This is a genomic window from Thermoproteota archaeon (genome assembly GCA_030130125.1).
GTDB lineage: Archaea > Korarchaeota > Korarchaeia > Korarchaeales > Korarchaeaceae > Korarchaeum.
On record JARZZM010000040.1, the window covers coordinates 1 to 11,696 of the forward strand.

The 11,696-nt window shown below is 51.8% G+C and carries 18 protein-coding genes and 1 pseudogene; 8 read left to right on the plus strand and 11 right to left on the minus strand.

From position 1 onward, the window contains the following. Together QI197_06515 and QI197_06520 are read right to left on the minus strand one after the other, a co-directional pair. The coding region (locus QI197_06515; GenBank protein ID MDK2373011.1) for a hypothetical protein at window positions 1-434 on the minus strand (434 nt) is incomplete at its 3' end. Between the two features lie 3 nt (window positions 435-437). Then, entirely contained in the window at window positions 438-1,235 is a 798-nt protein-coding gene (locus tag QI197_06520) for a hypothetical protein (GenBank protein ID MDK2373012.1), read from the minus strand. A gap of 363 nt (window positions 1,236-1,598) precedes the next feature. On the opposite strand from QI197_06520, the gene QI197_06525 reads away from it, so the two are divergent. From QI197_06525 to QI197_06550, 6 genes are all read left to right on the plus strand, one after another. Continuing rightward, window positions 1,599-2,141: a hypothetical protein gene (locus QI197_06525; GenBank protein MDK2373013.1), complete on the plus strand. Its 543-nt coding sequence runs from the start codon at window positions 1,599-1,601 to the stop codon at window positions 2,139-2,141. Window positions 2,142-2,283: 142 nt separating this feature from the next. Then, on the plus strand, window positions 2,284-2,589 hold the full coding sequence (locus QI197_06530; GenBank protein MDK2373014.1) for a hypothetical protein: 306 nt from the start codon (window positions 2,284-2,286) through the stop codon (window positions 2,587-2,589). Beyond that, entirely contained in the window at window positions 2,586-2,846 is a 261-nt protein-coding gene (locus QI197_06535; protein MDK2373015.1) for a hypothetical protein, read from the plus strand. The genes QI197_06530 and QI197_06535 overlap by 4 nt, the downstream gene beginning before the upstream one ends. 41 nt (window positions 2,847-2,887) lie before the next feature. Further along, on the plus strand, window positions 2,888-3,655 hold the full coding sequence (locus QI197_06540) for a helix-turn-helix domain-containing protein (GenBank protein MDK2373016.1): 768 nt from the start codon (window positions 2,888-2,890) through the stop codon (window positions 3,653-3,655). Window positions 3,656-3,741: 86 nt separating this feature from the next. Continuing rightward, window positions 3,742-4,164: a hypothetical protein gene (locus QI197_06545; GenBank protein ID MDK2373017.1), complete on the plus strand. Its 423-nt coding sequence runs from the start codon at window positions 3,742-3,744 to the stop codon at window positions 4,162-4,164. Next, entirely contained in the window at window positions 4,157-5,290 is a 1,134-nt protein-coding gene (locus tag QI197_06550) for a DUF4097 family beta strand repeat-containing protein (GenBank protein ID MDK2373018.1), read from the plus strand. The genes QI197_06545 and QI197_06550 overlap by 8 nt, the downstream gene beginning before the upstream one ends. Here the strand turns inward: QI197_06550 and QI197_06555 are convergent. The 7 genes from QI197_06555 to QI197_06585 form a co-directional block, all read right to left on the minus strand. After that, entirely contained in the window at window positions 5,265-6,368 is a 1,104-nt protein-coding gene (locus tag QI197_06555; GenBank protein MDK2373019.1) for a M20/M25/M40 family metallo-hydrolase, read from the minus strand. The genes QI197_06550 and QI197_06555 overlap by 26 nt on opposite strands. A gap of 92 nt (window positions 6,369-6,460) precedes the next feature. Further along, window positions 6,461-6,868, minus strand: a complete 408-nt coding sequence (locus QI197_06560) for a nucleotidyltransferase domain-containing protein (GenBank protein MDK2373020.1) — start codon at window positions 6,866-6,868, stop codon at window positions 6,461-6,463. After that, on the minus strand, window positions 6,847-7,260 hold the full coding sequence (locus QI197_06565) for a HEPN domain-containing protein (GenBank protein ID MDK2373021.1): 414 nt from the start codon (window positions 7,258-7,260) through the stop codon (window positions 6,847-6,849). The genes QI197_06560 and QI197_06565 overlap by 22 nt, the downstream gene beginning before the upstream one ends. Before the next feature lie 502 nt (window positions 7,261-7,762). Then, on the minus strand, window positions 7,763-8,161 hold the full coding sequence (locus tag QI197_06570) for a PIN domain-containing protein (GenBank protein MDK2373022.1): 399 nt from the start codon (window positions 8,159-8,161) through the stop codon (window positions 7,763-7,765). Beyond that, on the minus strand, window positions 8,155-8,373 hold the full coding sequence (locus tag QI197_06575; GenBank protein MDK2373023.1) for an AbrB/MazE/SpoVT family DNA-binding domain-containing protein: 219 nt from the start codon (window positions 8,371-8,373) through the stop codon (window positions 8,155-8,157). The genes QI197_06570 and QI197_06575 overlap by 7 nt, the downstream gene beginning before the upstream one ends. A gap of 326 nt (window positions 8,374-8,699) precedes the next feature. Then, a complete protein-coding gene (locus QI197_06580; protein ID MDK2373024.1) occupies window positions 8,700-9,005 on the minus strand; it encodes a nucleotidyltransferase domain-containing protein in 306 nt (101 codons plus the stop codon). Continuing rightward, window positions 8,972-9,361 (minus strand): HEPN domain-containing protein, encoded by a 390-nt coding sequence (locus QI197_06585; GenBank protein ID MDK2373025.1) that lies wholly within the window; start codon window positions 9,359-9,361, stop codon window positions 8,972-8,974. The genes QI197_06580 and QI197_06585 overlap by 34 nt, the downstream gene beginning before the upstream one ends. Window positions 9,362-9,722: 361 nt before the next feature. Between QI197_06585 and QI197_06590 the strand changes: the two are divergent. Next, window positions 9,723-10,148, plus strand: a pseudogene (locus QI197_06590) (HEPN domain-containing protein). Beyond that, window positions 10,117-10,449: a nucleotidyltransferase domain-containing protein gene (locus QI197_06595; protein MDK2373026.1), complete on the plus strand. Its 333-nt coding sequence runs from the start codon at window positions 10,117-10,119 to the stop codon at window positions 10,447-10,449. Before QI197_06590 ends, QI197_06595 begins: the two are co-directional and overlap by 32 nt. A 109-nt stretch (window positions 10,450-10,558) precedes the next feature. Here the strand turns inward: QI197_06595 and QI197_06600 are convergent, their stop codons facing one another. Continuing rightward, window positions 10,559-10,804, minus strand: coding sequence for a hypothetical protein (locus QI197_06600; GenBank protein ID MDK2373027.1), 246 nt, complete (start codon window positions 10,802-10,804; stop codon window positions 10,559-10,561). 168 nt (window positions 10,805-10,972) lie between these two features. Continuing rightward, window positions 10,973-11,696, minus strand: a 724-nt coding sequence (locus QI197_06605; GenBank protein ID MDK2373028.1) for an HAD-IC family P-type ATPase, incomplete at its 5' end; no start/stop codon positions are given.

The window sequence follows — 11,696 nt, forward strand, 5'->3', positions numbered from 1 at the left end:
AGAATAGGAGGTAGCGTCTTCAAATAGGCCCACAAGAATGCGGCAGTCGTAGCTATCAAGTTCGATGCAGTACTCAGCAGGAGACCAGGTATCCTGTGAAGGGCCACGAACCGCTCGACTGAGGTCAGATCGATGAATTCCGCCAGTGAGGACAGCTGGTACCTCTCAGGGGGAAGGAGCCTCCCCTTCACCAATATATACGCGTCCTCCACGTAGACCCTAGCAGTGCTGAGGGCCAAGAATACGATCCCGATCCCTAGGGAGAGAGCCAGATATGAAAGGGATCTCGAGAGTGGAGCCCCGAGCATTGCTGATAGGAGGGAAAAAACGAATCCACCTGATGAAACCGCCCCTCCTATGGCAAAGAGCAGAGACCTCAATCCTGTCCACGGTGGGGAGAAGGCCCTCCTCTCACAGCCAAGCACCGTCCTCATCTCCTAATCACCACCCTCACTTCTAAAGCTCTCTCCAAGGTTCCTTAGTATTCTCGCGAGCTCTTCCATCAGTTTAACGCTATCTTGGGCGATAAGTGGATAGGCTTTTCCGTCAACTGATCTCATCAGAACTATCCCCCTCATCCTACTTGGGGATACGGAGAACGCAAGCGAGAGGATAAGTGAGCTACCACCCATTAGTATCAAGATCAGCTTGACTCCGTCTGGAGATATTGAAGATAATGCTAATGTCACAGCTCCAGCTGAAGTTCCCAGGACGTGCCCATAGCCGAACCTCCTTCCCCCACTGGGTGAGATAATGGAAATTATCATAAAGTACTGGAGTGATATCCCCCCAGCTAGGGAGGCTATTGCAGCTAGAGGGGTGTGCCACACACGGGTCAAGGACCAATACAGGGCCCAGCATCCAGACAGCGTTGAGATGGCAACTGACATGGTTAGGCCAGGAAGAGCTCTAGCTAGGTGCAGACCCGATAGGTCACCCCCGCTCATCAGCTCTCCGATATCGGAAAACTTGACCTCCTTCTTGAGAATCCCGTAAACTAGAATCATAGACCTGTCAGAGATCTCTACACGCCTCCCCCTAGAGATGAAAAGGATCACCGTCCCGGTGACCATGAGGACTAATGAAAGGACGGCGATCTTATCCTCCCCTAGGATCAGTGCTCCGAATCCGAGCGGAATCGCCGCACTGATGGAGCTGTTTGCTAAGATTGAGAGGACTAGGGGCCAACCAGCCCATGGAGCGGGCCAGACTTGAGGGCAGGCTAGCTTCTTCACTTCGATACCCATGTCAACTTAAGTAGGTTTACATTATAATACTTTCTTTGGTCGGATATCACTTCAACGCTTCATCTCTCAAACTTTTGATAATTACCTTAAATGATGAACCAGTCAGGCTGGTAACCTGTTCTAGAACCCAACTGAAAAATCCATGCAACAGCGTGAGGGTAAACATACAGCTACTAATGATCCTTGAGGAGTTCAGGGATTTTGAGGAGAAATATGAGTGGAACCGACAAAGACACGGAGAAACCATGAGAGTAGGTGGGTCATGGGGATCGCAGCGTCCCTCAAAATTCAGGGCGGGAAGGCTCAACGAAAGGTTTTTGTTTCCCTCCAACCATTTCCCCAGGTAGGTGAATGAGCAGCTGGGACCTGAAGAGGAAGATCCTCACCCTGCTTAGAGAAGATGAGGAGTTCAAGTATGCGGTGGCTGGCCTCCTCGGGATGGAGGAGATCCTCAGGAAGCTTGCCGAGCACGACAAGAAATTTAACGAAATTGTCGCGGAAATAAAGGAAATCCGCTCATACATGGATAGGACGAGCATATCTCTTGAGGAGGAAGCTAGGGAGGTCATTTCCTATAAGTTGAGGGAGAGGGGCATCGACATAAGTCTGAGGAGACTCTTCATCGAGGGACTCGAGGTAGACATCTACGGTTGTACCGATGACCTGTGCGTCGTCGGAGAGGTCACCACTCGCTTGGGCGTGGGTCTGGTGAAGAGGATATTGGAGTTGGTGGAGGAAGTGAGGAGGAAGTTCCCGGAAGTCAGGGGTAAGAGGATACTTGCAGTGGTATACACGCTCTGGGCGACTCCCGAATCCATAGAAGAGGCGGAGAAGAGAGGGATATGGGTGGTTGAGGCACTGAGGGAATTAACCCCTTTTAATCCCTTGGACTGATCTGGGAAGGTCGCTGGAAGGATTTAGCGACCCTCTGTTTCTATACTAAAAGCTCGACGACCCATCCTGCTCCCGGACTGGCTCGCACTATCCGAACGAAAAGAGTAATTAATGCCATTCCCCTCCCATTTAAGGATGCGAAATGGACCTAGCACAGCTAGCCCTTGTCGTGTTCCTGATGAACCTCCCCTTCGGCTACTGGAGAGCTCATGTGAGGAGAGCTAGCAGGCAGTGGTTCCTAGCGATACACATTCCCGTCATACTGGTTATAGCTCTGAGGTTCCTTTCAGGACTTGGATGGGCTCTCATAACCTTTCCTGTTCTTGTGGGAGCTTTCTTCCTCGGTCAGCTATCGGGAGGCTTGATCTACAGGTTAATGAGGAGCCTCAACATCAGGACGACGGCCTGTATATTTATGGATGTCTTCAGATGGGAGAGCATAGAATGATTGGCATTGATCTGACTGGCTTCCTGAAGGAACTGCTGATCCGCCTAGCTAATTGGATGGACTCCCTAGTGAAGGACACCCTCCTGCCCCTCCTCACCAAGGTCGGGATGAGCGAGCCCGTGGCTGGCGCGGCCGTGACGATAATTGAGCTGCTCGTGCTAGTCACCCTAATAGCCAAGATATCAGGGATCATTAGGTGGATCTTGGTTGTCGTACTGGCCTTGCTACTCCTAGGCACCTTCCTGCCTGCGAGCTGACCTCAGTAATATTTTAAGCTCTGTCATCAATTCCGGACAGGATGGAAGAAGATAAACTGTTTCAGGCCTTGGCGCATAAGACTAGGAGGATCATCCTGAGATCGCTGGCCGAGGAAGGCCCCCAGACCTATACCTCCCTCCTCAGGAAGACCGGCCTCACGACGGGCACTCTCAATCATCACTTGGAGAAGATGAGGAGCCTCATAACCTCCAACAGAGGACTCTATGAACTGACTGAGGATGGGTGGAAGGCCTACAGGGCCATGCTCGTCATCGAGGAGGGATCAATCAGCGCCACCCGAGCAGAATCTCCCTTGGATCTGGTTTTGAGGCCCTTTGCTGGTTTCAGGGCTCTAGCCGAGCTTAAACCTTCTTTCATAGCTCTATCGCTGCTCATAGGTTTGTCGGCAATTCTATCTACGATCAGATACTTCGGTATTCCCTCCTTGATTGGAAACGTCCTCTCTCCTCTGATCTTCTCCTTAGCCGGAGCCAAGGTCGGGTACAATGCCGAAGATTACGTCAGATTCCTAGTCTCTTTCCCGGTCACCCTCCTCCCCCTCCTCGTATCGTCCCTTGTCGTCGCACAACCCGAGTCGGTGGCCGGGCTGTTGGGGGTTCCCCCCTACCTGATCTCCTCTGCCATCCCCAAGGTGTGTCTCGTCTGGTTCTTCTACCTACTGATGACCTCGGCCAAGCACTCCCTCAAGTTGAATCCCAGCGAGTCGTTCGTAGTGGCAGCAGTCGGTATCTTCGCTGGCAGGGTCGTGCTGGACTCGGTAGGTGGCGTCAGTCTGGTGCTGGGCTAGGCTACAAGGATGACGACGGCTCTCGTCAAACGTTTCTCTTCAACCATCTCTATTAGCTGAAGTTTGAGATCCATCTTGGTGTCCGTATGGGACAGGTAGTGGACTTCTTGGCCGATCTAGGCGAGGCAATGGAGAGACATCTATCCTCAGGCGGCATAGCTGTGCTGGTGGTGCTCCTAGCGTGGATCCACCACGGCCTAGCGGCGATATTCACAACTCTCCTAGTATCAGCCGCCTATGTGAGAGGGAGGTACGGTTACGAGAGGGTCGAGCGCGAGGAGGGGAACGGTGACTTCGCGCTCATAGTTGGTGTCATCCTCATACTCGGAGGCGTTTACTGGCTCCTCAAAGAGATGTTCCCGCAGATCGAAGTAAACTGGCCCGTGGCCCTGATCCTCCTAGGCATTCTGATGGTGGTGCTGGGTCTCAAGGGGAGATCGGAGAGGTCCGAAGGGGCGGGAGGCGGTCGAGGGAACGGTAGCGGTGAGGGAGGTGATCTCCTTGAATAGAGCCCTACTCGGTGCTGGAAAGTTCTTCCTGTTCGTGGGAGTCTTGGTACTATCGCTGGAGTACCTGCCTTGGTGGAGCATACCCGACTACGGCAAGGCGGCCATCTTGACGGGCCTAGGGCTGGTACTACTGGCCCTCAGCTACTCGATGAGGAGGGCATCTGCCGTTAAAAGGGAGTTGGTCAAAGTCCTAGTCACCGTGCTGGTGTCCCTAGCCCTATCAATAGTGTTCATGACGATTTCTGTTCACGCAGGCAGGGCCCTGGGAATGAAGTTCGCGGAGCCCGCGCCGCACTCTAACGTAACCCTAGGCAGCTTCGAGTGCAACGGCACACTCGTACTTAATGTGACGGCGGTACCCTTCAACATAAAGGTAATGGGCGGTGATGAGGACAATTTAACCGTGAAAATGATGGCTCCGGCCAATTTGATCGAGGATATTAGGAAGAGTATGACTTTGACCTATTGGGAGAGCGATTCGGTTGGTGAGCCCTCCCAGCTCAACATATACACGGATTATGAGAGGCCTCTGATCCTACTAGGTCTCCCAGTGTACAAGCCAGAGCTCCGCATGGAGATCCTCGTACCTAAAGGGTGCGAGATCACGTTAGCTACAGTTGAGTCCGTCAGCGGGAATGTGGAGATGGAGGTGGGTGGACTGGACGCTGGGTTAAGGACAGTCAGCGGGGATGTGATAGTTAGAGGAACGTATGCGAGTCTACAGGTGAGGACAACCAGCGGGGATGTGAACCTCGATGTGAGGATCGGGCACTCCGGCGATGTCAGAACTGTCAGCGGAGATATAGTGGGTCGTGTTCACGCGTGGTATGGGGCTTACCCTAGCATAAGCGGAGTGAGGGGATTCTTCGCCGATACGACGAGTGGAGACATCGTCTTAGATCTGAGTAAGGACGATAACATCTACTTGAACGTAACGGCCGAGACGATGAGTGGTGACGTTAAATTTGAGGGCATACGCCTCCTCCACTCCGGGGAGGATAGGGGCATCACGAGCGTAACCAAGAGATTTGCCCGAGGGATGGTAGGCACTGAGTCCTCCCAAGAGTTCGTCGTGCAGGCACATTCGACCAGCGGGGACATCAGCTTGAGGTACGTTGGAGACTAGAGAACCACCTCACAATCTCGGCATATCCTTTAACCGCCCTCTCCACCTCCTTTATTGGAACCATCTCGTTCGGCTGGTGGGCCATTTCCTGATTGCCGGGACCGTAGCCTATCGTTGGTATGCCGGCCTCGCCGGCCGTGTAGGAGCCATCGGTGCCGAACCTCCACACCATGAGTTCACCTCCCAGTATGCGGGCGAGCTCCACCAAGTAGGGACCCTCGCTCACCCAAGCAGGGAACCACGCCTCTACATCCTCCTCGTAACCGGTGTAGCACCTCAGTCTCCTCCTGACAACACTGCCTTTCAGCTGGGCCTCCACGTACTCCTTGGTCTCCCCGGGGACGGTTCTCCTGTCGAGGAGGACCGAGCACGTGTCCGGGATGACGGGTATTATGCCGGGGCTGACCTTCACGTTCACAGGAGCAACCGAACCCTTCCCTAGGAGGGGATGAGTATTCATCTCCAGACTCCGAAGTTCGGAGAGGTATGCGCAGATCTTGTGGAGGCAGTTCTCCCCCAGTTCAGGCATGCTGGAGTGCGCGGTCTTTCCCCTGAGGGTTACGAGTACCTCAGCCCTCCCTCTGTGCCCTCTAGCCAGATTCAGGGAGGTAGGCTCGCCCAGCACGACGAGGTTCGGCCTCTCATCTAAGGAATCGATCACATGACGTACTCCGAAACCCTCCTGATCCTCCTCGTGTACCACGAATGCGTAAACCAAGTCTGCATCCTCCTCTCCAACCAAGGAAGTGGAGTGGACAATAGCGGCTAGGCCGCCTTTCATGTCGACGGAGCCCCTTCCGTACACGCGACCCTCGATCACATCAGCGGAGAAGGGGTCCCTCCTCCAGTTTCTGAGATCGCCTTCGGGTACGGTGTCCATATGGGCATCGAAGAGCAGGAGGCCGTTGCCTCCTCCCCGTATCTCGGCTATCACGTTGCCTACTCTGTCGATCCAGACCCTATCGACCCCTATCTTCCCCAGTTCCTCCCTTATCAGGGACGCTAACTCGCCCTCATCGCCGGAGAGGCTCCTCACCCTCACAAGTTCCCTTAGGAAGGACGCTACCTCCGAGGTCATCCATCATTATGGGGTGGGAAAGATATAATGTGAGGTACCCCAAGTCAGCAATTCCTGTAACGACGTGGGATCATCAAACCTGGCACGTGGAGCTATTCGTAAGTAGGAGCTACTCCTTCAGCCCTGAGTTTCCTAACCACGCCGTGCATATCCTGTATCACTACTGAATGCTCGAGTGCCCTCCTCCAAGAAGGTTTCTTTATCATACCCTCGAATTCCTCCGGTGTCCAGCAAATGGGACTCAAGTTACCGAAGGGATCTCCAATCTCCAAGCACCTCTCCACGAATCTAATGCCCCTGAAGCTCTCTGATACAATGATCACATCTATATCGCTCCACAGGTTGTAGTCCCCCTTGGCGAAGGAGCCGAACAGTATTATGGACACTCTACCCAAGTTCTCACTTAGCTTCTTAGAGTAGGCCCTGAGCTCTCTTATGATTTTTTCTCTAGCTTTCACCCTTTCCTCCAATATGTCTCTCAATGCTGAGCTGTAAGACATCTCTCCACCCACTCGATAACCTTCCTAGAACACTCTTTAGCCCTTAGTGCATCCTTCTCAGTAAAGTGCTCGGCTGGAAAACCTTCTGGGAATGCATCAGGGTATCTCGGAGGTATATAGAGCTTGTCCAAATAGGAGACGCACTCTTCTATTTCATCACTCCCTTCGCAGACCTCCGAGGCCTGTCTGTAGAAGGAGAGTATGTTATGACCGAATGCCTGCCTCCCCAGTCCCCTCAACAGGGCCTTAAGGGCAAATTCGCAGGCCTGCTGGGATTTAAAGCAGGCCCAGTCATATCCTCCCACCTCCAAGTCAGCCTGCACAAGCCTTAGAGTATGCTTGGCCTGCTTCATCCATCTATCAAATTCATCTAGATCGATCCTGAATCTCAAGGGGATCACTACATAGTACCTAGGTCCTCCTTAAATCGTTTAGCCTATGCCGTTTTTAGGATCTACCTTTATTCGAGCCAGAGGTTACCTAAAGATCGAGAAGAGCCGAGAAGATATTCATTGGTACAATTGGGTATGCTGCCATCCACGGGGATGTTGTTTTACTTCGGCTGGTCCCCTAACTCGCTGTCCTTAGATGGCAACGATTTGAAGGAAATATCTTAGAGGATATAGGCCGTTAATGAGTCACTATGATCCCCCTTGTAGCACCAGTTAGGACATCACAAGAGCTTTCCGATTAATTTTGGGTGATCTCAGCTGGAGAGAATATTCCACCTACCCTCTTGATGTGAACAGACTCCGGCTGAAAAGTATCTCCCCCGTTCTCGAGGTGACGAAGGATCCTGTCATGTCCCCGCCTAGATGATCTGCTTCAAGAGTCCCGAGCCAGTTGGATCGCAGGGAACACCTCTACAGGAGTTAAGGCGACACCTTTGAAACGTCAACGCTTGTACCAGGTTACCCTGACACCCAGCTTCCTGAAATGCTCATCGTCGGTAGCTACGATTCCACCCACCTTCTTAGCGACCGAAGCAATTATGGCATCGGCGATCGGCACATGATGTTCCAAGGCCAGCTCACCAGCCATCTCAGCTATCTCTTTATCCAAGTCGAAAGCACTCACTCTAGAAGAGGACAGCCAAGCTCTGATCCTCACTTTAGCCGTCTCCTCCCCGATCCTCCTACCGGCAATTTTCATGAACTCGGATACGACAATTGTAGGTACCAGGAAATTCTCCCCACCATGCTTCCTCAGGAACCTGAGTATGGCGTCTCTGTCCTCTTTGGTGGGTGGGAATGTGTGAGCGATGATGAACCTCGTATCCAGTACGATCACCATCTTGCTCTCTCCCTATCGAGCTCCTCAACCAGCTTCCTGTAATCTTCCTCCCCTATGGGCTCGCCGGGGGGCGGTATCTCACCCTTGGTGAGAATAATGCTGCCATCCCTCAAATCCACCAGCAGGAGATCTCCCTCCCTGATTTCGAGCATATCCCTGATTTCCTTTGGTAGGGTGACCTGTCCCTTCCTAGTCACCTTCACTACGCGCATCAGTAGTACTATATATCATACCTATAAAAATGTATATCTGAAAAGTAGAAAAGATAGTGGAATCGCGCATGGGGAGGATTACGGGGTGCGCAGTGAGCGATGAGAGATGATCGATGGAAGCTTGGATGCAGCCTCCTCACTGAAGGAAGGGGGGTTTTACAGGTGCACATTTTTCTTTTCTCCTGCGAATAAGAGCCTCCAATACTAGGTAACGTTTTTAACATCAAGATTCGAGAGATGCATTTAAATAGTTTAGATGCGTTTCGCATCTACCCAACGTATTGCGCACCATTTATCCTGATAGATGTACCCCTTTATCTGTGAATTCAGAGCTCAACACCGTAACTCACAGCCTCTCTGACCACACCCAGCTCCTCCTTCTTCCTCTCAAATTCCTCAGTAGTATAGCAGAGGAGCTCTAGCGGCATCACGATTCCCCTTCTGTAGAGATGTTTAAGGAGCAGCGCTGACCTCCTAATGAAGGGGATCCCTTCGAACCTCTTGGACACGACTATAAGATCGTAATCGCTGTACTTGAGATGCTCCCCTCTCGCCCTAGAACCGAAGAGTATTATTCTAGCTTCGGGGTCCCATTCCCTTATTGCTCTGATGATCTCATTAATCTCCTGCATACCTCCATCACCCTTTCAGCCGTTCTAATATGCTTCCTGGCTATGTTCTCATTGTACATCTCCGCCGGAATGCCGTTAGCAGCATCAGGATATCTAGTCACAGAGTATTCGGGATTTAGTTCCATGAGATTTTCCATGAGATCCTCCATGCCAAGAGCCTTACCAAGCTCGACCAGATTATGGGTCTTCGGATACAATTCCCTTTTCAGCTCTATGTAAGCAGCTTTGAGGAATTTTTCAGCTGCCTGATGAGAGAAGAACACGGAGGCGTAGTAGCGACCGGCTTCCAGTAGTACCTTAGCTGTCTTCAAGTCCTCCAGTCCTTGTTTCCACAGGGCCTCGGACTCCGGTCTCACAAGTTATGTGACATGACGAGAATTTAAGCTTACGTGGGAGTTCGCGTGGATCTGAGGAATGGCGAGAGGTGAAGGCGAGAGTGAGGAGCTCCATCCACATAGGCCTTCCCTACCTACTTACTACCAAGTAAATGTGCTTCATGCCCTTTGCAAGCCTTCCCAAGTAACCCCCCAGTATGTTGAAGGAGTCATTACATAGCCTTCCCAACGAATGATCTAGCGAGGATAGGAACCCTTCTCCCGATCACATTATATCCCGTCGGTCCTTGGATCATAGGAGGATGGACCTCTCCGCGCTATAAGATCTAACTCAAAGCTATTTGGATAGAAGCTGGGCCAAACCTGCTAAAAATTAATTAGGATGGAGGATCTTCCACAGGGATACATGTTGGTTGAGAGGAGTAAAGATTGGTTGGATCAGGCTGAGTGGGATCTAAAACACGAAAAGCATGATCTTGAAGCTGGTTTTTATGATTGGGCCTGTTTCTCAGCTCAACAGGCGGCTGAAAAGGCAGTTAAGGCGGTTATCCAAAGGCAAGGTGGGGAGGCTTAGGGGCATTCCGTTTACGAGCTACTCCTTGAAATTAGGGGAAAGTTCGAGTTCGATGTGAATTCTCTTCTAGATAAGGCTTTAGAGCTAGATAAAGCTTATATACCAACTAGGTACCCAAATGCTCACCCTTCCCTATCTCCAAGGAGGAGATACACAAGGATTGAGGCTGAGAGGTTAATATCGTACGCGGAGGAGATCGTTAATGTGTGTAAAAGTATATTATCCAAGGTATAGCAGGGAGCACGTTATAAGGGCCCTTAAGGAGTACTTTTCTAAGAATGCGGGCAAGCTTGGTATCCTAGAAGTGTATCTCTTCGGCTCCTATGCGCGGGGCGATCAAACAGCCTTCAGCGATATAGACTTGCTGATCGTAGTTGAAGATTGTGTTGATCGTGATAGGCTTTACTTGGAGATCAGGAAGAGCATCAACATCAGGGGACTCGAGCCGCAGATAATAAACCTGAGCGATTATTTAAAAATGAGAGCTGGAAAGTGGATAAGAACTATAGAGAATGAGGGAGTGAGGATCTACTAGTTAGCTGCTAAGAACAGCTTAGACAGACCAAGTTTTCCATACAAGTATCTCACTACACTACCCTGCTTACGGTCAACTGTGATAGTCTAACGCTTCAGGTTGGTATCCCTTAAGAAAGGCCTCCGCTAGGTCTATCCTCCTCAAAAGGTCTTCGTTCACTTGGAAACCGTGAGGAAATATCGTTAGGGAGTATCCGGCGGGATTTCGGAACATAGATCTCCTTTACCATTTCCCTTGTCTCCTCGCCGTTTACCTTGAGAACTGAGAATGGGCTTGTAACATCGAGCTCCTTCAGAGCCCACAGTCCGGGCCTAATTTCGCCCAAATCATAGCGCGCTGCTTTCCTTACCCTCAACAGGGCCCTAAGAGCGAACTCGCAGGCCTGCTGATATTTTAAGCAGGCTCAGTAGTATCCTCCCGCTTCTAGGTCGGCCTCTACCGGTCTCGCGCGATGGTAAAAAACTCTGGTAGTCTTCTCAGGAGAATCAGATCTCTAACGGCTGTTAGAGTGGGTGGGAGGGGATCAGCTCCGGAGGAGCTTGGCGTTTATCGCCACTATCACCGTGCTGAGGGACATAAGGACCGCTCCAACAGCCGGGCTTAAGAGTATCCCCCAAGGATAGGCCACTCCGGCCGCCAGAGGGATAGCCAGCGCGTTGTATCCCGTAGCCCATAACAGGTTCTGGTACATCTTCCTGTAGGTGGCCCTAGCGAGGTCCATCAGCTGCACCACATCTCTAGGATCGTTCCTCACCAGCACTATGTCAGCGCTCTCGATGGCCACATCGGTCCCAGCGCCGATGGCTATGCCCACATCTGACTGGACCAAGGCAGGCGCGTCGTTTATCCCATCACCCACCATGGCCACAACTCCGAGAGACTTCAGCTCCTCCATCTTCTCAGCCTTCTCATGAGGTAGAACCTCGGCGAAGTACCCGTCCAGTCCCAGCTCATCGGCGACCCATTTAGCCACCTTCGAGTTATCGCCAGTGAGCATGTAGACCTTGATACCTCTCTCCTTCAGTTTGGATACTGCCTCTTTCGACTGGTCCCTTATCCTATCAGCAAGAGCTATGGCCCCAGCTAGCTCCCCGTCCACTACGAGGAATATCCCTGTCTTCCCCTGTGCCATGATCCTCTTCACAGCCTCTACCTCGATTCCGTTGCCTAGACCCAATTCTTCGAGGAGCTTTGGACTGGCGATCACGCCTCTCCTTCCATTTACGACCCCTTCAGCCCCCTTACCC